Below are 20,484 nucleotides of genomic sequence, written 5' to 3'. Positions count from 1 at the left end.
CCGCCGGGCTGCCCCCGGCGGCGGCCGCGCCGGTGTCGGCGGCGGTGCTGGAGGTGGCGGCGGCCGGTTCGACGGCGGCCTGCGGGCTGCTGCCGGGGCTGGTCGGCCCGCACGCGGCCGTTCCGGCGAGGACGAGGGTGAGCAGGGCGGCGGGCGCGGCCCTGCCTATCGAGGGTTTGAACACGCAACGCGATGTTACTGACGAGGAATAAGTTTGTCGAAGACAGGCCAAGGCGTCGCGAAGGCGCAGGTCAGACCAGCCGCGCGGCGGGCAGTCGATCGCCCCTCAGCGGGCCCGTCACAACGGCCCCGGCCAGCTCGGCGAGGTACCGGGAGCGCTCCATCGGCACCGTCCCGAGGCTGCGGACGTACGGCCCGTCCCACTGGGCGTCCAGCAGCCGCCCGCCCACCGCGCCGAACCGGGCCCCGAGGTCGGCCACCGCGACCCGGGCGGCGTCCGGGCGGCGGTGGAACATCGAGTCCAGGCTCAGCACCGACCCGACGGCCACCCCGAACACCCCGCCGACCAGCTCCTCCCCCTCCCACACCTCCACGCTGTGCGCCGCGCCCCGCGCGTTCAGCTCCGTCAGCGAAGCGATCAACTCCGCCGTGAGCCAGGACGGTTGACGCCGATCGGCGCAGGCGTCGAGCACCTCGCCGAAGGCCCGGTCGGCGGTGGTCGACCACCGCACCGCGCCCCGCAGCCGCCGGGCGAGCCGACGCGGCAGCCGCACCGCGTCCGGGCGCAGCACCGGCCGCGGGTCCGGCGACCACCACGCCAGCGCGTACGGGTCCTCCCCGCCCGGGAGCACCGGCACCTCACCGGACTCGACCGCGTCCCCGTACATCGCCTCGTTGTACGCGCTGGTGTACACGTCCGCCGCCTGCAGCGGGAACAGTCCGCACCGGTACGCCGCCAGCAGCTCCCCCGGACCGAGCGTGCCGCCGAAGGCCACCGGCCCGTCACCAGCGGGCAGTTGGGATCCCAGGCAGGAGGCCAGGCGGGCGGCCGATCGAGCAGCGAGCCGCCGTCGCGGATGCGCCGGGTCCAGCGGCAGGAACGCCCCGCCCGCCTTGAGCACCCCCAGCCAGGCCACCACCAGCTCCACCCCGCGCCCCAGGCACACCGGCACCACCTGCTCCGGTCCCACCCCGCGCGCCCGCAGCGCGCCCGCCAGCCGGTCGCTGCGCTCGTCCAACTCCCGGTAACTGAGCGTCGTGCCCTCGTCGCCCCCGTCACCCGCGCCCGCGCCCGCGCCCACCACCGCGACCGCCGCCGGGTCGTGCGCCGCCCGTGCCCGGAACAGCCCGTGCATCGTCTCCGCGAACCCGGCACGGGCCACCGTCGGCCCCGGCCCCTGCCAGTGCCGCTCCACCCAGGCCCGGCACTCCGCCCGGCCGGCGGGCCCGTACACCGGGCGCCAGCCGCCCGGTACGGTCAAGTCCCCGGGCCAGATCGCGTACTGGCCGTCGTCGTTGCGCACCACGGCGTGACTTCGGGAGCTCACATCCGCTCGTACGCCCTGTGCGCTGTCGGCTGCGTCGTCCACCGGCTTGACCTCGTGCTGAAGCGGCAGAATGCTGGGAGATGCGACATTTTCGACTATACGCACCCACGGCACACCGAAACCGTCCGTCGCGGGACAACGCCGGACGCCGGCCTGTGCGCCGATCCGCCCCGTCGATACCGCGTCGATACCGCATCGACGCCGCGTCGACACCGCCTCGACACCGCCGACCACCGCGCCGACCACCGCGCACTGACCCCCCGTACAGCGGCACAGCCCGCCCTCGCCCGCCCTCGCCCGCACTCCCCCGGCCGACCGGCGGGGTGATGTCGTGGAGGAGGTAGCCTCATTGACTCGCCGGCGACAACGCCTGATGGCCTGCTACCTGCTCTGGATGGTGCTGTTCACCGGCAGCTACTTCGCCGACCCCGGGTCGCGGGTCGTCTGGTGGACGGGCATCGGCCTCGGCGGCGTCGCCGCCGTCGTGATCGGCGTCCGGCTCAACCGCCCGCGCCATCCACTGTTCTGGTACCTGCTGGCGCTCGCCAACCTGAGCTTCACCACGGGCCAGGCAATCCAGATCTTCGAGCTCGACGTCCTGCACCTCAACAACCCGTTCCCGTCCATCGCCGACGGCTTCTACCTCGCCGAGTTCCTGCTCTACGCGGTCGGCCTGCTCGGCTTCATCCGCTGGCGAACGGCCCGTCAGGACCGCGCCGGGTTGCTGGACGCGCTGATCATCACCCTCGGCCTGGCCCTGTTGGTCTGGATCTACCTGATCCTCCCGTACGCCCGGAACCCGGACCTCACCTGGCTCCAGAAGGCCGTCTCGATCGCCTACCCGCTCGGTGACGTGGTCGTGCTCGCCCTGCTGCTGCGGCTGTTGACCCCGCGCGGCGGCAACTCCCGCTCCCTGCGACTGCTCACCGTCGGCGCCCTCGGCCTGCTCACCTCCGACATCCTCTACGGGCTGATCCAGCTGCACGGCACCTGGCAGACCGGCACCGGCGTGGATCTCGGCTGGGCCGCCTTCTACACCGCCTGGGGCGCGGCCGCGCTGCACCCCTCGATGGTCGAGCTGACGAAACCGGTCCCGACCCAGCAGCCGGACCTCTCCACCACCCGGCTCGTCCTGCTCACCCTCGCCTCGCTCATCGCGCCCGCCATCCTGATCATCGAGTCGCTGGCCGGGAACACCAGCAACGCGGGCGTGATCGGCGCCTTCTCCGCCCTGCTCTACCTGCTCGTGCTGGCCCGGCTGGCCGTCGTCGTGGTCGCCAGACGTCAGGTGGTGGCCCGGGAACGGGCGCTGCGCGAGGCGGGCGCCCGGCTGACCGCGGCCGTCACCGTGGCGGAGGTCGCGGACGCCGTCCAGTCCGCCGCCTCCACCCTGATGCCCGCCGAGCCCGGGCACCTCGCCCTGCTCGCGGTCGCCGAGACCCGCGCCGGGTCAGGAGACGGGTCGGGGAGCGGGTCGGGCGTGCTGCACGTCCGGCGCGCCGGCCCGGACCCGGCGCAGCACCGCCCCGCGCCGTCGGTCGCCGACGGCCCGAACGTCGACAGCCCGGGCCCCGACGACTCGTACGCCGACGACGAGGTGCTCGCCCTCGCCGCCGACCGGGAGACCCGGCTGCTGCCCGTCGGCTCCGTCAACCTGCCCGCCGACCTGGGCCGGATGCCCTCCGCCCTGGTCTGCCCGCTCACCCTGGCCGAACGCCCCTCCGGCGACCCGGTGATCGGCGCGCTGGTGGTCACCGGCACCGAGCAGGAGCTGACCAGCCTCTGGAGCTCGCTGGAGATCCTCGCCGCGCAGGCGGCACTGGCCGTCGAGCGGGTGGTGCTGAGCCAGGAGGTCACCCGGCGCAACAGCGAGCTGTACTTCCGCACCCTGGTGCAGAACGCCGGCGACGTCATCCTGATCCTCGACGCCGACGACGGCGTGCGCTACGCCTCCTCCTCCGCCGAGCGGGTGCTCGGCTACCCGCGCCTGGACGGCACCCTGCTGACCGACCTCGTCCCGCCCGAGGACATCCGGGCCGTCGGCAAGGCGCTGGCCCGGATGCGCGGCCCGGCCGACCCGCCGCACGGCGACCAGCCGCGCGAGCACTGGCGGCTGCTGCGCCAGGACCACACCCCGATCGAGGCCGAGGTCCGCTACACCGACCTGCGGGCGGATCCGACCGTCGGCGGCCTGGTGCTCACCCTGCGCGACGTGACCGAGCAGCGCCGGATGGAACGCGAGCTGACCCACCGGGCCTTCCACGACTCACTGACCGGCCTCGCCAACCGGGTGCTGTTCCAGGACCGGGTCGGTCACGCCCTCTCCCGCGGCGAGCGCAGCGGCGCCGTCACCGGGGTGCTCTTCATCGACCTGGACGACTTCAAGGTGGTCAACGACACCCAGGGCCACGCGGTCGGCGACGAACTGCTGGTCGCCGTCTCGCTGCGGATCTCCACCGCGCTGCGCAGCTCGGACACCGCCGCCCGGCTCGGTGGCGACGAGTTCGCGGTGCTGGTCGAGGACGCGCTCCGCCCCGGCGACGTGGACACCCTGGCGGGCACCGTGCTGGCGGCGTTCGCCGAACCCTTCAAGCTGAGCTCGGGCGCGGTCCGGGTCAGCGCCAGCATCGGCGTGGCGACCACCGAGGACAGCGTGGACGCGGCCGAACTGCTCACCCACGCCGACCTCGCGCTCTACTCGGCCAAGGCGGCCGGGCGCCGCCAGTGGTGCCACTACCGGCCGGCCCTGCAGGCCGGGCTGGTGGAGCGGCACGAGCTGAACGAGAACCTGGACCTGGCGATCGCGGAATCGGCCTTCCAGCTGTACTACCAGCCGATCGTCGACCTGCGCACGGGCGACCTGGTCGGCTTCGAGGCCCTGGTCCGCTGGCCGCACGACCGGCGCGGCATGGTGCTGCCCGACGAGTTCATCGCCCTCGCCGAGGAGAGCGGCCAGATCGTCCCGCTCGGCGCCTGGATCCTGGAACGCGCCGTCCAGGAGGCCGCCGCCTGGCACGCCACCAGCTCCGCCCCCCGCGCCGCCGCCGGACGACCCCCGCTGCGGGTCAACGTCAACGTCTCCGCCCGCCAGTTCCGCGACGCCGGCTTCATGGACGTCGTCCGCCACGCCCTGGACACCTCGGCCATCGACCCGTGCACCCTGGTCCTGGAGCTCACCGAGTCCGTCCTGATGCGCCGCGACGACCGCCTGCGTGCCGACATGGCCGCCCTCGGCGACCTCGGCGTCGGCCTCGCCATCGACGACTTCGGCACCGGCTACTCGTCGCTGTCGTACCTGCGCGAGCTCCCGATCTCCATCCTCAAGATCGACAAGTCCTTCATCGACGGCCTCGGCCGCTCCCCCCAGCAGTACGCCCTGGTCGAGGGCATCACCCGGATCGCCGACACCCTCGACGTCCAGGTCATCGCCGAAGGCATCGAACACCCCGACCAGCGCGACCTGCTCGCGGCCATGGGGTGCCCGCTGGGGCAGGGGTACCTGTTCGCGCGCCCGATGGACGGGCCGCAGGCGCGGGCGCTCGTGCGGCGGGCGACGTTCGAGGCGGCCTGAGCCGCAGCCGGCCCGAATCGCCATGCACAGGCAAAGGCAAAGGCACGGCAATCGACGCGGGACCACCCCGCCGAGGGTACGTTGTCGGAGTCGGCCTGTGGCAGCGAGCGACCCTGCTCAGGACAGCTCCTGAGCCGGCATTGATCCGCTGAACCAACCCGCCGGGGCGCCGTCCGATCTCCGGACGGCTCCCCGGCGCACGACGTGACCGGGGTAGCACCATGCAGAAGCGGCGCAGTCCGTGGGCGATCGCCTACTTCCTGATCGGGCTCGTGTGCGTACTGATCTCGGTCTCCACCGCGGCGTACGCCACCAGGGTCGACGACCTGATTCCGATCGTCCTCGCCGGAATCCCCGGGCTGGTCCTGACGGTGCGCGCCCCGATGTGCGGAGCGTCCTTCGGACCGGCCGGGCTGAAGTACTCCGGACTGCTCCGGGCACGCTCGTACACCTGGTCCGAGGTCGAGAGGGTGGAGTGCGCCACGGTCCCGGGAACGCTCTTCTCCTCCGACCTCCCCGAACTGGTACTGGCCGACGGCAAGTCCGACCAGCTGCCGCTGCTGGCGGGATACGGCTGGGGCTCGAAGGCGAACAGGAGGGTGGAATCCCTCGTGGCCGACATGGAAGAGGCCCGGGCCGCCGCACGCACCGGGTGAGAAGACCGTGCTCCCGGCCCGAGGGTCGACGGATGGGGCCATCGCCCGGGCCGAGGACGAGGCTCGGCGGTACGCGAGCGAAAACGGCCTCCGCTACCTGGAGTTGGCCCAGTCGTACCGCCTGGCCACCGACGGCCGCCCGGGCGACGGGGACGAGGTGTTCTCGCTGCTGCGAGGCAGCCGGCTCGACGGGGAGGCATACCTGGACCGTTTCTTCGACACCGGGCAGGAGCGCCAGGGCACCACGGCCGGGGAGTAGTTCCAGCGGTCGGATCAGGCGGCGGTCAAGGAGACCCGGCCGCCGCTGCGGCGTTCGCCGGCGGCCCGCCAGGCGGCATCCGGCTCGGGCCGGCGTCCGGCTACGTCAAGGCGGCGGGCGCAGGCGGCGGGGCGACGAGGGTGTGCCGCGGCGGAACCGGGGCCGGCTACGCCCGGGGCTGGACGAGGACCTGCTCGCCCTCCCCCACCGGCTCCTCGAAGTTGTCGAAGTAGCGGCCGAACAGCTCCTCGTCCACGGTGACGGCGTTGGCGCCCTGCTGCTCGTTGCGCACCGCGAGGCGGGCCTCCAGGGTCGACCGGTCGGCCTTGAGGTGGACCAGTTCCCAGCGGCAGCCGTGGCTCTCCACCAGCGCCTTGTAGTCGTCCCGGGCGGCCCGGTTCCAGAAGCTGTAGTCCACCACGACGTTCCGCCCGGCGCGCATCAACTCGACGAGTTCCAGGCGCTGCTCGCCGCGGATCTGATCCTTCAGCCGGTCGAAGGCCACCGGCTCCAGCACCCGGCCGGCGTCGCGCTGCCCGATCCGCTGCCAGACCACCTCGTCGATGGAGAGCCGGACGTAGCCGCGCCGTTCCAGCTCCTTGGCGTAGGTGGTCTTGCCCGCGCCCGGGAGTCCGCACATCAGCACCACGGTGCTCAATCGCCCTGTCATGCCCGGAGGTTAGCCGTCGGCCCGGCGCCCGCATCAGCCTGGGGATGTAAACCCGTGGGCCAATGCGCGCGGCGGGGAGATCAATCGGTGGACCGATGCCGCCCGCCCGCGCCGCGTGACACCGTTCCGCGCATGGACACCACGCCGTTCACCGGCTCCAACGGACTGACGCGCCGTCGCATGCTGGGCACCGCCCTGGCCTTGGGCGCCGCCGCCCCGCTCGGCCTGGCCTCCACCTCCTGGGCCTCTTCGCCCTCCTCGCCCTCCGCCTCCGGGAGCGCGACCGGCCGACTCACCCTGCCCGCGCCCACCGGCCCGCACCCCGTCGGCACCGTCGCCCTGCACCTGCGCGACGCCTCCCGGCCGGACCCGGCCGCCGGGCCCGGCCAGTACCGCGAGCTGATGGCGAGCGTCTGGTACCCGGCCCGGCAGACGGACGGACTCCCGCTCGCCCCCTGGCTGGCCGACGGCCCGATGCAGCTCTTCCTCGACGACACCGGCTACCCGCTCCCGCTCTCCGTCGCCCCGCTCACCTCCGGGCACGTGGGCGCGCCCGTCCACCGAACCGGCCACCGGCTGCCCGTCGTCGTCTACGCGCACGGCGCACACAGCCACCGGGGCGACCACACGGTCATCGTCCAGGAGCTCGCCAGCCACGGCTACATCGTGGTCACCGTCGACCTCCCCCACGACGCCTTCACCCAGTTCCCCGGCCGCCCGCCGGTCACCCCGGCGAGGAACCCGAACATCGACACGGGTGTGCTCGCCTACGTCCCGGACTTCCGCTTCGTGCTCGACTGTGTCGAGGAGCTCGCAGCCGGCCGCAATCCCGACGCCGACCGGCGCGAGCTGCCCGAGGGCCTGCTCGGCGCCCCCGACCCGCAGCTCATCGGCATGTTCGGCTGGTCGAAGGGCGGCAGCGTCACCGCCCAGACGGCGGTCGTCGACCCGCGCGTCCGGGCCGGGCTGAGCCTCGACGGACCGATGATCCCGACCATCACCACCGACCTCGACCGGCCGTTCCTGATGATGACCGCCGACTGGCCCCGCACCCCGGACTCGGCCGCCGAGACCTTCTGGACCCACCTGCGCGGCTGGCGGCTCAACATCCAGGCCGACGGCGCCGTCCACTCCTCGTACGGGGACAACATGACGCTGATCCCGCAGGCCGGCAAGCTGCTCGGGATGAGCGAGCAGCAGATCCAGCAGCAGGTCGGCACCCTCGACCCCGAGCGCGGGATGCTCATCCAGCAGGCCTACCCGCTCGCCTTCTTCGACCAGCACCTGCGCCACCGGCGCGGGCACCTGCTGGACGGGCCTTCGCCGCGGTTCCCGGAAGTCAAGTTCCTTCCGTAGCCCGGCTTCGGGCGGGACCTACGGGAATGCCCCTGGTACTCGGCGGCGGCCGGGCACCAGGGGCATTCCGCGTTTCGCGCCGCTACGGGGTCTCGGCGCGGATCTCCTCCAGCGACTCGGCCAGGACGGACCGCGCCCGGGTGAACCAGTCGGCGATCACGGCGGTCTCCTCCGGCGTGTAGTCGGCGAACAGCGCGCCGATGCGTTCGTAGAACGGGCCGTAGACCTGCAGGATGCGCTGCTGCGCGTCCGGCGCCATCACCACCCGTACCCGGCGCCGGTCGCCCGGGTCGGCCTCGCGGCGCGCGTACCCGGCCTTCTCCAGTCGGTTGAGCACCCCGGTCACCGCCCCGGTGGTCAGCTGCGCCCGCTCGGCGAGGTCGCCGGCGGCCAGCGACTCGCCGGCGAGCGCCGCCTCGATGACGAAGCCGAGGCAGGTCAGGTCGGTGACGTTGAGCCCGAGCCGGGCGGCGATGTCCTGCTGGCCGAACTGGGCCAACGCGATCATCCGGTCCATCGCGTACTGCGCCTGCTCGGGCGTCGCCCGGGGGCGCGGCTTGCCCTTCACCCAGGATCTCCTTAGCATCTAAGTAACTTATCTCGTGAGATAAACGGACTGGGGCGTCGACCCGATCGAGCCCCGTTCGTTCACCGCCACCTGCCCATCTCACACCACAGGAGGATCCATGAGTGCACACGGTGACCACGACATGGGCCACACCGTCGCGGGCTGGACCGGCTCCGCCATCGCCACCCTCGGCTTCGCGGTCGCGGGCCTGGCCCTCGTCCTCGGCTCCGCACCCGGCCTCTGGGCGGGCGGAGCACTCACCGCGCTCGGCGGCCTCGCCAGCTGGCTGCTGCACCTCGCCGGGTGGGGCAAACCCACCGGCCCCCGCCCACCCCACCTGCGCCACTGGCGCACCCGCGACCACACCGGCCGCCACGGCCACCCGAACTGCCTCGGCTGCCGCCTCGCCTTCCGCACCACCGAAAGCTAGGCGGGTGACCATTCGCCATGCCGATGCACAAGGGAAGAGGCCGTGCCCGCTGCGAGGCGCGGCGGGCACGGCACGGGTCGGGCCGCCGCCCGCCCTGACGGGTCAGACCGACATGCCCTGGGCGGCGGCGGTGGGCGGGGTGGTGCTGCCGGCCGTGGTGCCGAGGATGTGTTCGACCTTGGCGACGGCGGTGCGGTACTGCGCCGCGGCGGCCTGGGAGTCGGCGCCCTCGCGCTGGAAGAAGCCGAAGACCATGCCGACGGTGCCGAAGCGCTCGATGCCGATGTAGGCGTTGAGTTGGACGCCGGCGATCGTGCCGTCGAGACGGACGGCGGGGGCGTCCGGGCGGTCGCCGAGGATGACGGGGGTGACGGTGAAGGTCACGGTGTCGGTGGAGTCGGCGTTGAAGGTGATGGTGTGGCAGGTCTCGAACGCGTCGGTGGCGGTGTCGACGTCGGTGGTGAGCCTGTCGGAGTCCTCGGCGGTGAGGGACTGGGTCACCATCGGGTTGCCGTCCGGGCCGTCGAGTTCGGTCTCGGCGCGCGGGGTGGCGGGGCCCGGGGCGGTGGCGTGCATCTCGATCAAGGCGCTGAGCGCGTCGCAACCGGTGACCGGGGTGGGGTCCTCACCGGGGCTGGGGCTGGGGCTCTCGGTGGTGGGGATCTCGGTGTAGTCGGCGCCGAGGTCGTTCGCGGTCAGCAGCGCCGACTTCAGCTGGTCGGCGGAGGGGAGGTCCTCGGCCGGTGCCGCCGATGCCGGCTGGGCCGGCCCCAGGGCGGCCGCCGCGACCAGGACCACGGCTGCGAGGGCGTGGAGAGGCCTCGGGAGGGACATGGCTGGCCCCCGGTCGGGAGTTCGGGCAGGGACAGGGCACCAGTGTCCCACCGGGGGTCGGGCGGGGCGCGCGGGGCGGGTGTCGCCCCAGCTCAGAGCGGGGTAGGGCCGGGGTGCGCCCGGACGTGCCGAAGTACGCGGAGGTGCACCGAGGTACGCAGAGGTACACCGAGGGCCCGCGACGCGACGCGCCGCGGGCCCCGTGCGCCGGGTGACCCCCTGACCACCCGACGTCAGATGCTCGCGGCCAGCTCGGTGCCCTGCTTGATGGCCCGCTTGGCATCCAGCTCCGCCGCCACGTCCGCGCCGCCGATCAGGTGCGCGGTCACGCCGTTCTCGCGCAGCGCCTCGTACAGGTCGCGGCGCGGCTCCTGGCCGGTGCAGAGCACCACGGTGTCCACCGGCAGGAGTTGGCGCTCGCCGTCCACGGTGTAGTGCAGCCCGGCGTCGTCGATCAGGTCGTAGCCGGCGCCGGCGACCATGGTGACGCCGCGGTGCTTGAGCTCGGTGCGGTGGATCCAACCGGTGGTCTTGCCGAGCCCGGCGCCGACCTTGGTGGTCTTGCGCTGCAGCAGGTGGACGCTGCGCGGGGGCTTCGGCCGCTCGGGGGCGCGCAGTCCGCCGCGCTCGTGGTACTCCGGGTCGATGCCCCACTTGGCCTGGAACACCGGCGGGTTGAGGCTGGCCTGGTCGCCCTGGTCGGTGAGGAACTCGGCCACGTCGAAGCCGATCCCGCCCGCACCGAGGATGGCGACCCGCTCGCCGACGGCCGCGCCGTCGCGCAGCACGTCCAGGTAGCCGAGCACGCTGGGGTGGTCGATTCCCGGGATGTCGACGGGGGTTCGGGGCGTGACGCCGGTCGCGAGGACGATCTCGTCGAAGCCCTCGGCGGTGAGCTGTTCGGCGGTCACGACGGCGCCGAGGCGCTGGGTGACGGCCAACTCGGCCAGTCGGGTGCGGTAGTAGCGCAGCGTCTCGTCGAACTCCTCCTTGCCAGGGATGCGCCGGGCGATGTTCAGCTGCCCGCCGATCGCGTCGGCGGCGTCGAACAGGGTGACGTCGTGGCCGCGTTCGGCCGCGGAGACGGCGAACGCGAGCCCGGCCGGTCCGGCCCCGACGACGCCGATGCGCTTGCGCAGCTTGGTGGGCGAGAGCACGAGTTCGGTCTCGTGGCAGGCACGCGGGTTGACCAGGCAGGACGTGATCTGGAGGCTGAACGTGTGGTCCAGGCAGGCCTGGTTGCAGCCGATGCAGGTGTTGATGGAGTCGGCGCGGCCGCCCTGCGCCTTGTTGACGAACTCGGCGTCGGCGAGCAGCGGACGGGCCATCGAGACCAGGTCGGCGCAGCCGTCGGCGAGCAACTGCTCCGCGATCTCGGGGGTGTTGATGCGGTTGGTGGTGACCAGCGGGATGCCGACCTTGCCCATGACCCGCTTGGTGACCCAGGCGAAGGCGCCGCGCGGCACGGAGGTCGCGATGGTGGGGATGCGGGCCTCGTGCCAGCCGATGCCGGTGTTGATGATGGTCGCGCCGGCCGCCTCGACGGCCTGGGCGAGCTGGACCACCTCGTCCAGGGTGGAGCCGCCGGGTACCAGGTCGAGCATGGAGAGCCGGTAGACGATGATGAAGTCCTCGCCGACCCGCTCGCGGACCCGGCGGACGATCTCCACCGGGAAGCGCATCCGGCGCTCGTACGGGCCGCCCCACTCGTCCTCGCGGCGGTTGGTGGCGGCGACGATGAACTCGTTGATCAGGTAGCCCTCGGAGCCCATGATCTCGACGCCGTCGTAGCCGGCCCGGCGGGCGAGCTCGGCGCAGCGGGCGAAGTCCTCGACGGTCTGCTCGACCTGCTCGGCGGTGAGCTCGTTGGGCACGAAGGGGCTGATCGGGGCCTGCAGGGCGCTGGGGGCGACCAGGTCGCGGTGGTAGGCGTAGCGGCCGAAGTGCAGGATCTGCAGGGCTATCCGCCCGCCGGCCGCGTGCACGGCGTCGGTGACCACCCGGTGCTTGTCGGCCTCCTCCTCGGTGGTCAGCATCGCGCCGCCCTCCCAGGGGCGCCCGGCCTCGTTGGGGGCGATGCCGCCGGTGACGATCAGGCCGACGCCGCCTCGGGCGCGCTCGGCGTAGAAGGCGGCCATCCGCTCGTAGCCGCCGGGGGCCTCCTCCAGGCCGACGTGCATCGAGCCCATGATCACGCGGTTGGGCAGGGTGGTGAAGCCGAGGTCGAGCGGGCTGAGCAGGTGCGGGTAGCTGTTGCTGCCGGGCGTGGAGCTCATCGACGTCTCCTGAAGGGGCGGCCGGTGGGAATTGTTACCGCAGGGTAGGGGACGGTCGAGGTGCTATGCAACTAGTTGCATATCGGGTCGGCGAGCCGAAAAGACGTGAGCCGGGGGGAGGCGAGCCGCGGAGACGGGTGCGGGCGGACATGCGGAGGCCCCGGCTCCTGGAGCGGAGACCGGGGCCCGGGAACGCCTGGGGTCAGACGTTGACGCCGTAGTCGGTGGCGATGCCGCGCAGGCCGGAGGCGTAGCCCTGGCCTATGGCGCGGAACTTCCACTCGGCGCCGTTGCGGTACAGCTCGCCGAAGACCATCGCGGTCTCGGTCGAGGCGTCCTCGCTCAGGTCGTAGCGGGCGACCTCCTGGCCGTTGGCCTGGTTGACGATCCGGATGAAGGCGTTGCGGACCTGGCCGAAGTTCTGCAGCCGGGCGTCGGCGTCGTAGATCGACACCGGGAAGACGACCTTGGCGACGTCCGCCGGCACCCGCGACAGGTCGACCTTGATCTGCTCGTCGTCGCCGTCGCCGCCACCGGTCAGGTTGTCGCCGCTGTGCTCGACCGAACCCTCGGGGCTGCGCAGGTTGTTGAAGAAGACGAAGTGCTGGTCCGAGACCACCTTGCCGAGCGCGTTGCACAGCAGCGCGCTGGCGTCCAGGTCGTAGTCGGCCCCGGTGGTGGTGCGCACGTCCCAGCCGAGACCCACGATCACGGCGCTCAGACCCGGCGCCTCCTTGCTCAGCGAGACGTTGCCGCCCTTGGCCAGCGAAACTCCCACAATGCCCTCCTCGGATCTCTCCCTGCGGACGAATCTACAGCACTGTAGAGATCGCGAGAATCCGCCTGCAGGCGGGCCCCGCCCCGGGGATTTCTCAGGGCCGGGAACGGGAACCGCCGCCTCACCTCACGTCGTCGATGATGATCCGCAGCGCACCCCGGGCGGCGGCCGCCCGACGCCCCCAGTCCGACAGCAGGCGCAGCAGCGCGCGCTCGCCCTCCGGCAGCCGCGCGAGGTCCACCTGCCCGATCTCCCGCACCAGCGCGGCCGTGGCCGGCTCCTTGATCCGCGTGCTGTGGTCGATGTCCGGCTCGTGCCGGGCCAGGGTCGGCAGGGCGTGCGCGCCGAGGCGTCGCAGGACCGCCCTGGTCGCACCGCCGTCGGCCCAGGTCTCCAGCGCCCCGGGCTCCGGCGGCGGGCCCGCCGCCCGGCCGGACCGGGCCTTCACGGCGACCCGGTGGAGCACCAGGAGGTACTCGCCCTCCCCGCGCTCGTCGCCCGCTTCGCAGCGTCGCAGCACGCGCCCCTCCCCTCCGCACACGGAGCACAGTACCGGCCGGGGCGCCGGGTCCGTACGGCCGCCCTAGACTGGCTCCGGCCGCCCTGTTCGCCTCGACGGACCCGCCCTGATGCGAGGCCCTCGCAGGAGGTTCCCATGCGCCAGCGGTACAGCTTCCACGTCGACCGGGCCGGACACTCGGTCACCGTCAACGTCCGCTCCGGCTGGATCACCGAGACCGAGCTGCTGGTGGACGGCAGGGAGTGCGCCTTCCACCGCGTCCACGGCCACGGCAGCTACCCCCTGACGCTCTCCGGCCAGCTGCCCGAGGAGCCGCCGCAGCCGCTCGCCGTCACCCTCGACCGCACGGGCCGGGCGGAGCACCCGCTCGCCTGCGTGCTGGCGGTCGCGGGCTGCGAGCAGCCGATGCCGGAGCACACTGCGCGCTGAATCCGCCCGCAGGGGTGGTTTGCGGATGAAAAGCCCGAAAACCTACAATCCTCCGTCCGCTTCCACCTCCTGCTCGAAGGCCTCCGCATGACCTCCTCCATCACCCCCGACGCCTTCGACGAGCTGCTGCGCGAGGTGATGGCCGACGCCGAGCGCTTCGGCCACCGCCAGCACGTCCGGCTCACCTGGCTCGCCGTCCGCCGCCACGGCGCCACCGCCGCGCTCGACCTCATCGGCGAGGGCATCCGGCGCACCGCCACCAAGGCCGGGGCGCCGCAGAAGTTCCACGTCACCATGACCCGGGCCTGGGTCGAGCTGGTGGCCCAGCACGCCGACGGCGCGGGCGACTTCGAGGAGTTCGCCGCCCGCCACCCCGAGCTGCTCGACCGGGACCTGCTCACCCGTCACTACCGGCCCGAGACCCTGGCCGACGAACGGGCACGCACCGCCTGGGTCGAGCCGGACCTCTCCCCCCTCTCCCGGGCCTGCTGAGCCCGGACCGCGCTCCGATCGAGCCCCGACCGAGCCCGCCGGCCGCCCGCCCGGCGGGCTCTCGCGCACCCACAGGGCTATCTTGCCAGCAATCTAGCGTGCTAGCATCCTTGCCGTGGGAGACGACGATGTGAAGCAGTTCAACGTGTACCTGCCGATCGGCCTGATCAAGCAGGTCAAGTACCGCGCCATCGAGTCGGAGCTGTCGCTCTCGGCGCTGGTCGCCGAGGCGCTGCGCGCGTATCTCGAAGCCCCCACCCCCCAGCACGAGCAACCGTTCGACGAATCCGTCCAGGAGGACTGAGATGACGACCGAAGGCATCGAAGCCGTGTTCATCGAGACCCACAACTGGGGCAAGTCCGTGAAGTTCTTCCAGAGCCTGGGCTACCAGCTGGAGTTCGAGACCGACCACAACTCGGGCCAGCTGCGCAACGGCGAGGGCCCGACCGTCTTCATCGCCGAGGTCCCCGCGGACCGGGAGACGCCGCTCCAGCTGGTGCTGAAGGTCGCCGACGCCGACGCCTTCCAGCCCGGCGAGGGCGTGGAGGTGGTGACCCCGTTCGAGGACACCCACTTCGGGACCAGGCTCATGACCGTCCGCGACCCCGACGGGCGGCTCTGGAACCTGCAGGCACCGGCCAAGACCCAGTAGGAGCAAGCCGCGCCCGAGGACGACTGCCAGGCCGGTACGGCGGATCTGCCGTACCGGCCGTCGGCGTCGCCGCTACTGCGGGGCGATCTCCGAGGCGGCCTCCGCGACGATCTCCTCGACCGCCTTCCGGGCCCGCTCGGCGTCCGCCTTCACCAGGCCGATGCGGGTCCGGCGGTCGAGCACGTCGGCCGTGTCGAGCGCGCCCTCGTGGGTGACGGCGTAGGCGATCTCGGCGCGGGTCACGTCCAGGTCGTCCGCCACCGGCGCCAACTCCCCCGCCGCCAGTACCTCGTGGGCCGCGCCGCCGTGCCGGGCGAGCAGCGAGGCGGGCACCGGGGAGGCCGGGGCCGGGCGGCTGTCACGGTGACCGGGGGCGCCGACCAGCGGGAGGCGGGCCGTCCAGCAGGTGCGGGCGGGCAGGCCGCGCAACCGGACGGCGGCGTCCACCGCGTCCTCGGCCATCCGCCGGTAGGTGGTGAGCTTGCCGCCGACCACGGTGACCACTCCGGACGGGGACTCCAGCACCGCGTGCTCCCGGGAGATGTCTGCGGTGTTCCCGCCCCCGGTGTCGATCAGCGGGCGCAGCCCGGCGTAGGCGCCGCACACGTCCTGCCTGGTCAGCTCGGTGGCGAGGGCGGCGTTGACGGTGTCGAGCAGGAAGGTCAGCTCGGCCTCGGTGGGCTGCGGCTCGTCCGGGATCGGGCCGGGGGCGTCCTCGTCGGTCAGGCCGATCGCGACCCGGCCGAGCTGCTGCGGCAGGGCGAAGACGAAGCGGCTGGTGGAGCCGGGCACCGGCACGGTCAGCGCGGCGGTCGGGTGCCCCAGGGTCGCGGCGTCCACCAGCAGGTGGGCGCCCCGGCTGGGCCGCAGCTTGATCGAGGTGTCCACCTCGCCCGCCCACACCCCGGTGGCGTTGATGACCGCGCCCGCGGTGACGGTCAGCGTCTGGCCGGTCAGCGTGTCCACCAGCCGGGCAGAGGTCCCGGTGACGGACTCGGCCCGCACCCGGGTCAGCACGCTCGCGCCGTACTGCGCGGCGGTGCGCGCCAGGGCGACCACCAGCCGTGCGTCGTCCACGAGTTGGCCGTCGTGCGCGACCAGCGCCCCGCGCAGGCCGGCGGTCCGAACGCCCGGCACCAGCCGGCGGGTGCGGGCCGCGTCGACCCGGCGCACCCGGGGCAGCAGGGCGCCCGGCGTGCCGGCGCCGAGCCGCAGCGCGTCGCCGGCGTGGAAGCCCGCACGGATCAGCGAGGCCTGGCCCGGGCGCAGCAAGTCCGGGATCAGCGGCACGAGTTGGGGCAGGGCGCGAACCAGGTGCGGGGCGGTGCGGGTCATCAGCACGCCGCGCTCGACCGCACTCTCCCGGGCCACCTTGACCCGACCGGAGGCGAGGTAGCGCAGGCCGCCGTGCACGAGCTTGGAGCTCCAGCGGCTCGTACCGAAGGCGAGGTCACGGGCCTCGACCAGCACCGTGCGCAGGCCGCGCGAGGCGGCGTCCAGGGCCGCCCCGGCGCCGGTGACGCCGCCGCCGATCACCAGCAGGTCGATGTGCGGGTCGTCGGCGAGCGCTTCGAGCTCGAACGTCCGGCGGGCGGCGTTGAGTCGGCTGGTTCCGGCGAAGGGGCTGACGGATGGACCGACCGAGGGGCCGGCGGGAGAACCGGGGTGGGAGCCGGGGGACGAAGCGGCGGTGGGCGTCATGGCGCGAGGTATCCGTTCAGTGCTCTGGCCAGTTCGCGCCGCCAGGCCGCCTCGGGCAGCAGGGAGGCGACCATGCGGTGCGACTGGACGGTGGACTGGGCGATCAGCAGGACCATGGCCGCCAGTTCGGTCGGCTCACCGGCCCGGATCGAGCCGCCGGCCTGCCCCTGCTCGATGCCGGTGCGCAGCGCCTCCAGCAGGCCGCGCTGGCTGGCACCGAGCCGCTCGACCACGTACTGGAGCAGCAGGTCGGAGTCTTCGGAGTGGAGCAGGGCGCCGAGCACCGGGTGGTCGCGCAGCCGGACGGCGACCTCGACCACCCGCTCCACCAGGGTCTCCCGGTCGTGGACGTCGAGCGCGGCGCCCTCCAGGGTGGCCAGGATCTCCCGGGTGAGCAGCGCCCCGATCACCGCCCGGACGTCCGGCCAGCGCCGGTAGACGGTCGGGCGGCTGACCCCGGCGCGGCGCGCGATCTCCGCCAGCTGGGTCCGGCGGACGCCGAGGTGGACGATCAGGTCGGCGGCGGCGTCCAGGATCGCGTCGTCGGTGCTGCGGGGTTGCTGGGCCTCGGCGGGCTCGACGTTACTACTTGACATGATGTGTGAAACTGTAACGCATGGCACCTGAGACGCAAGCGGGACCGGCGAACGCCGCGCTGCCGCTCCCCCCGATGAAGTGGGACGCCTGGGGCGACCCGACCCTCGCCAAGGAGCTGTCCGCGGACATCAAGGGACTGCTCGCCGCCGCCCTCGGCGTCACCGGCGACGCCGCCCCCGGTCCCAGCGCCGATGAGGTCGTCCTGCGTCCCTCCCGGATCACCGCCGAGGACCTCGAGGCGCTGGCCGCCGCCGTCGGCGAGGCGCACGTCAGCGCCGCCGACGCCGACCGCCTGCCGCGCGCCGGCGGCAAGTCCACCCCCGACCTGCTGCGCCGCCGCAGCCGCGAACCGCAGGACGCCCCCGACGCCGTGGTCGTGCCCGGCAGCGAGCAGGAGATCGCCGCCGTCCTGGCCGTCTGCGCCGAACGCCGCATCGCCGTCGTCCCGTTCGGCGGCGGCACCAGCGTGGTCGGCGGCCTCGACCCCGAGCGCGGCGCCCTCCAGGCCGTCGTCTCGCTCGACCTGCGCCGCTTCGACCAGCTGATCGACCTGGACGAGACCTCCGGCGAGGCCGTCCTCGGCGCCGGCCTCACCGGCCCGGCAGCCGAAGCCCTGCTCGCCGAGCGCGGCTGGGAACTCGGCCACTACCCGCAGAGCTTCCGCTACGCCACCATCGGCGGCTTCGCGGCCACCCGCTCCTCCGGCCAGGACTCCGCCGGGTACGGGCGCTTCGACGAGATGGTCCGCGGCCTGCGCGTGATCACCCCCGTCGGTGTGCTGGACCTCGGCCGCGCCCCCGCCTCCGCCGCCGGCCCCGACCTGCGCCAGCTCTTCCTCGGCTCCGAGGGCACCCTCGGCGTGATCACCGCCGTCCGGCTGCGCGTGCACCCGCTGCCCGCCGTCAAGGCGTACGAGGCGTGGAGCTTCCCCGACTTCGCCACCGGCACGGCCGCGCTGCGCGCCGTCGAGCAGCAGGGCACCGGCCCGACCGTGATCCGGCTCTCCGACGAGGCCGAGACCATGGTCAACCTCGCCATGACCGAGCAGATCGGCGGCTCCCCGACGGTCAGCGGCTGCCTGGCCGTCACCGTCTTCGAGGGCGACGCCGCCCAGGTCGCCGGCCGCCGGCAGCTCACCCGCGAGGTCCTGCTCGCCGCCGGCGGCACCTCGCTCGGCGAGGAACCCGCCCGGGCCTGGGAGCACGGCCGGTTCAACGCCCCGTACCTGCGCGACTCCCTGCTCAGCGCGGGCGCGCTGTGCGAGACCCTGGAGACGGCGGCCGGCTGGAGCGGGCTGGCCCGGCTGCGGACGGCCGTCACCGAGGCGCTCACCGGCGCCCTGCCCGGCGCGCTCGTGCTCTGCCACATCTCGCACGTCTACCCGACCGGCGCCTCGCTCTACTTCACCGTCGTCGCCGCCCTCGGCGAGGACCCGCTCAGCCGCTGGGGCGTCGCCAAGCGCGCCGCCGGGGACGCCATCCTCGGCGCGGGCGGCACCATCACCCACCACCACGCGGTCGGCGCCGACCACCGGCCCTGGATGACCGAGGAGATCGGCGACCTGGGCGTGCGCATCCTGCGCGCCGTCAAGGCCGAACTCGACCCGGCGGGCATCCTCAACCCCGGCAAGCTGATCCCATGACCGGCACGAGAACCGTCCGCAGGGTCGCCGTTCTCACCAACCCGGCGGCGGGCATCGGCCACGCCGAACCCGCCGCCCGCCGGGCCGTCGCCCGCCTGCGCGCCCTCGGCGTCGAGGTCGAACCGCAGGCCGGGCGCTCCGCCGAGGACGCCGTCCGCCTGGCCCGCGAGGCCGCGGCGGACGGCGTGGACGCGGTGGTCGTGGTCGGCGGCGACGGCATGGTCAACCTCGCCCTCCAGGCCCTGGCCGGCACCCCCGTCCCGCTGGGCCTGATACCGGCCGGCACCGGCAACGACCACGCCCGCGAGTACGGCCTGCCGATCGCCGCCCCCGAGGCCGCCGCCGACGTCGTCGCCGCCGGGCGGGTGCGCGGCGTCGACCTCGGCCGGATCACCGGCCCGGACGGCGCCGTCCGCTGGTACGGCTCCGTCCTCGCCACCGGCTTCGACTCGCTGGTCAGCGACCGCGCCAACCGGCTGCGCTGGCCGCGCGGCCGGATGCGCTACAACCTCGCCATCCTCGCCGAGTTCGCCAACCTGCGCCCGCTGCCGTTCCGGATCACCCTCGCCGACGGCACCGTCGTCGAACGCGACCTGACGCTGGCCGCCGTCGGCAACACCCGCAGCTACGGCGGCGGCATGCTGATCTGCCCCTCCGCCCTCCCGGACGACGGCCTGCTCGACGTCACCCTGGTCGGCGCCATGCCCCGACTGCGGATCGCCCGCTTCTTCCCCACCCTCTTCAAGGGCACCCACATCAGCCACCCGGAGGTCACCACGCTGCGCACGGAGTCCCTGCGGATCGAGTCCCCCGGCATCACCGCCTACGCCGACGGGGAGTTCATCACGGCCCTGCCGGTCGAGGTCACGGTGGTACGGGAGGCACTGCGGCTGCTCGTGCCGTGAGCGACCCGGTCTCCCCGGGCGGCCGAGACACCGCCCGGGGGCTCAGGTACGGTCCCGGGGTGACAACACCCCTCCCCGCCTGCCGGGCGCACGGCCCCGGTCTCGACCCGGCGGACCTGGTCGGCCGCACGCTGACCCGGATCGTCGCCGCCTGGCACGTGTACGAGGGCCGACTGGACCCGATCCCGGCCGACCTCTGGCTCATCGACGACCGGGGCGAGGCCACCCGGCTCGCCAGCGGGACGGACTGGTGCCTGGAGGTCGAGGCCTCCGCGCCGTACGAGGGCTACGACATGGGCGAATGGGGCCGTATCGAGGTCGGCCCGGCCGATGCCGAAACGGCCTTCGCCCGCCACCTCGGCCGGCCCGTCCTCGCCGCCCGCGAGGAGCACGAGCCGACGACCGGGCGCATGGCGCTGGAACTCGACTTCCCCGACGGCACCGTCCGCTGCGAGAGCTACGCCGGCGAGCTGATCGTGCGCGCCGTGCTCACAGGTGCGCCCTGATCTGCCGGACCGGGTGACCGAGCGCGGCGCCGATCGCCGCCAACTCCGACTCGGCGAACCAGAGGCACTCCGGGATCACCGACAGCACGTCATCACTCACCGCGCACCTCCGGCTCCGTCCGCACCAAGTTGG

The 20,484-nt window shown here is 73.5% G+C and carries 22 protein-coding genes; 12 read left to right on the top strand and 10 right to left on the bottom strand.

The features are described from left to right. Together ACFVWU_RS33045 and ACFVWU_RS33040 are read right to left on the bottom strand one after the other, a co-directional pair. Window positions 1–184 (bottom strand): hypothetical protein (locus ACFVWU_RS33045; RefSeq protein WP_387627715.1); only part of this gene is annotated, 184 nt, incomplete at its 3' end. Window positions 185–251: 67 nt separating this feature from the next. Then, window positions 252–1,508 (bottom strand): AMP-binding protein, encoded by a 1,257-nt coding sequence (locus ACFVWU_RS33040; protein ID WP_387627714.1) that lies wholly within the window; start codon window positions 1,506–1,508, stop codon window positions 252–254. Window positions 1,509–1,857: 349 nt separating this feature from the next. On the opposite strand from ACFVWU_RS33040, the gene ACFVWU_RS33035 reads away from it, so the two are divergent. The 3 genes from ACFVWU_RS33035 (at window position 1,858) to ACFVWU_RS33025 (ending at window position 5,994) form a co-directional block, all read left to right on the top strand. After that, window positions 1,858–5,079, top strand: coding sequence for a putative bifunctional diguanylate cyclase/phosphodiesterase (locus ACFVWU_RS33035; protein ID WP_387627713.1), 3,222 nt, complete (start codon window positions 1,858–1,860; stop codon window positions 5,077–5,079). A 221-nt stretch (window positions 5,080–5,300) separates the two neighbouring features. Beyond that, entirely contained in the window at window positions 5,301–5,735 is a 435-nt protein-coding gene (locus ACFVWU_RS33030; protein WP_387627712.1) for a hypothetical protein, read from the top strand. Window positions 5,736–5,742: 7 nt separating this feature from the next. Then, the gene (locus ACFVWU_RS33025) at window positions 5,743–5,994 is read left to right on the top strand and encodes a hypothetical protein (protein WP_387627710.1); all 252 of its coding nucleotides are present in this window, start codon (window positions 5,743–5,745) and stop codon (window positions 5,992–5,994) included. A 166-nt stretch (window positions 5,995–6,160) separates the two neighbouring features. On the opposite strand, the gene ACFVWU_RS33020 is transcribed toward ACFVWU_RS33025, so the two are convergent. Continuing rightward, window positions 6,161–6,664, bottom strand: a complete 504-nt coding sequence (locus tag ACFVWU_RS33020; RefSeq protein ID WP_387627709.1) for an AAA family ATPase — start codon at window positions 6,662–6,664, stop codon at window positions 6,161–6,163. Between the two features lie 132 nt (window positions 6,665–6,796). On the opposite strand from ACFVWU_RS33020, the gene ACFVWU_RS33015 reads away from it, so the two are divergent. After that, a complete protein-coding gene (locus ACFVWU_RS33015) occupies window positions 6,797–8,020 on the top strand; it encodes an alpha/beta hydrolase family protein (RefSeq protein ID WP_387627707.1) in 1,224 nt (407 codons plus the stop codon). An 82-nt stretch (window positions 8,021–8,102) separates the two neighbouring features. Here the strand turns inward: ACFVWU_RS33015 and ACFVWU_RS33010 are convergent, their stop codons facing one another. Then, a complete protein-coding gene (locus ACFVWU_RS33010) occupies window positions 8,103–8,588 on the bottom strand; it encodes a MarR family transcriptional regulator (protein ID WP_387627705.1) in 486 nt (161 codons plus the stop codon). Window positions 8,589–8,706: 118 nt separating this feature from the next. On the opposite strand from ACFVWU_RS33010, the gene ACFVWU_RS33005 reads away from it, so the two are divergent. Beyond that, window positions 8,707–9,018 carry an HGxxPAAW family protein gene (locus tag ACFVWU_RS33005; protein ID WP_387627703.1) on the top strand — a complete coding sequence of 104 codons (312 nt, stop codon included), beginning with the start codon at window positions 8,707–8,709 and terminating at the stop codon, window positions 9,016–9,018. A gap of 102 nt (window positions 9,019–9,120) precedes the next feature. Here the strand turns inward: ACFVWU_RS33005 and ACFVWU_RS33000 are convergent, their stop codons facing one another. The 4 genes from ACFVWU_RS33000 to ACFVWU_RS32985 form a co-directional block, all read right to left on the bottom strand. After that, the gene (locus ACFVWU_RS33000) at window positions 9,121–9,852 is read right to left on the bottom strand and encodes a hypothetical protein (RefSeq protein ID WP_387627702.1); all 732 of its coding nucleotides are present in this window, start codon (window positions 9,850–9,852) and stop codon (window positions 9,121–9,123) included. A 233-nt stretch (window positions 9,853–10,085) separates the two neighbouring features. Further along, on the bottom strand, window positions 10,086–12,128 hold the full coding sequence (locus ACFVWU_RS32995; RefSeq protein WP_387627701.1) for an FAD-dependent oxidoreductase: 2,043 nt from the start codon (window positions 12,126–12,128) through the stop codon (window positions 10,086–10,088). 202 nt (window positions 12,129–12,330) lie between these two features. After that, entirely contained in the window at window positions 12,331–12,906 is a 576-nt protein-coding gene (locus ACFVWU_RS32990) for a TerD family protein (RefSeq protein ID WP_387627699.1), read from the bottom strand. 121 nt (window positions 12,907–13,027) lie between these two features. Beyond that, on the bottom strand, window positions 13,028–13,426 hold the full coding sequence (locus tag ACFVWU_RS32985) for a hypothetical protein (protein ID WP_387627698.1): 399 nt from the start codon (window positions 13,424–13,426) through the stop codon (window positions 13,028–13,030). A 135-nt stretch (window positions 13,427–13,561) separates the two neighbouring features. Here ACFVWU_RS32985 and ACFVWU_RS32980 point away from each other — a divergent pair, with 135 nt between their 5' ends. The 4 genes from ACFVWU_RS32980 (at window position 13,562) to ACFVWU_RS32965 (ending at window position 15,000) form a co-directional block, all read left to right on the top strand. Beyond that, window positions 13,562–13,855: a hypothetical protein gene (locus ACFVWU_RS32980; protein ID WP_387627696.1), complete on the top strand. Its 294-nt coding sequence runs from the start codon at window positions 13,562–13,564 to the stop codon at window positions 13,853–13,855. A gap of 87 nt (window positions 13,856–13,942) precedes the next feature. Beyond that, window positions 13,943–14,347, top strand: coding sequence for a hypothetical protein (locus tag ACFVWU_RS32975; RefSeq protein WP_387627694.1), 405 nt, complete (start codon window positions 13,943–13,945; stop codon window positions 14,345–14,347). A 115-nt stretch (window positions 14,348–14,462) separates the two neighbouring features. Then, complete coding sequence (locus ACFVWU_RS32970; RefSeq protein WP_387627693.1) at window positions 14,463–14,651, top strand: CopG family transcriptional regulator; 189 nt, start codon at window positions 14,463–14,465, stop codon at window positions 14,649–14,651. Window position 14,652: 1 nt separating this feature from the next. Then, window positions 14,653–15,000 (top strand): VOC family protein, encoded by a 348-nt coding sequence (locus tag ACFVWU_RS32965; RefSeq protein ID WP_387627691.1) that lies wholly within the window; start codon window positions 14,653–14,655, stop codon window positions 14,998–15,000. Window positions 15,001–15,072: 72 nt separating this feature from the next. On the opposite strand, the gene ACFVWU_RS32960 is transcribed toward ACFVWU_RS32965, so the two are convergent. Both ACFVWU_RS32960 and ACFVWU_RS32955 read right to left on the bottom strand, forming a co-directional pair. After that, a complete protein-coding gene (locus ACFVWU_RS32960; protein ID WP_387627689.1) occupies window positions 15,073–16,701 on the bottom strand; it encodes a glycerol-3-phosphate dehydrogenase/oxidase in 1,629 nt (542 codons plus the stop codon). After that, on the bottom strand, window positions 16,698–17,297 hold the full coding sequence (locus ACFVWU_RS32955) for a TetR/AcrR family transcriptional regulator (protein ID WP_387627687.1): 600 nt from the start codon (window positions 17,295–17,297) through the stop codon (window positions 16,698–16,700). Before ACFVWU_RS32955 ends, ACFVWU_RS32960 begins: the two co-directional genes overlap by 4 nt. Window positions 17,298–17,317: 20 nt before the next feature. On the opposite strand from ACFVWU_RS32955, the gene ACFVWU_RS32950 reads away from it, so the two are divergent. From ACFVWU_RS32950 to ACFVWU_RS32940, 3 genes are read left to right on the top strand one after another with little or no spacing between them, the layout of a single operon-like run. Further along, window positions 17,318–18,940: an FAD-binding oxidoreductase gene (locus tag ACFVWU_RS32950; RefSeq protein WP_387627685.1), complete on the top strand. Its 1,623-nt coding sequence runs from the start codon at window positions 17,318–17,320 to the stop codon at window positions 18,938–18,940. Continuing rightward, window positions 18,937–19,845, top strand: a complete 909-nt coding sequence (locus ACFVWU_RS32945) for a diacylglycerol kinase (RefSeq protein WP_387627683.1) — start codon at window positions 18,937–18,939, stop codon at window positions 19,843–19,845. The genes ACFVWU_RS32950 and ACFVWU_RS32945 overlap by 4 nt, the downstream gene beginning before the upstream one ends. 59 nt (window positions 19,846–19,904) lie before the next feature. Next, complete coding sequence (locus tag ACFVWU_RS32940) at window positions 19,905–20,351, top strand: hypothetical protein (protein WP_387627682.1); 447 nt, start codon at window positions 19,905–19,907, stop codon at window positions 20,349–20,351. The last annotated feature ends 133 nt before the right edge of the window (window positions 20,352–20,484 follow it).

Source organism: Kitasatospora sp. NPDC058190 (assembly GCF_042883685.1).
Classification (GTDB): domain Bacteria; phylum Actinomycetota; class Actinomycetes; order Streptomycetales; family Streptomycetaceae; genus Kitasatospora.
This window is presented reverse-complemented; position numbering and strand designations above follow the sequence as displayed.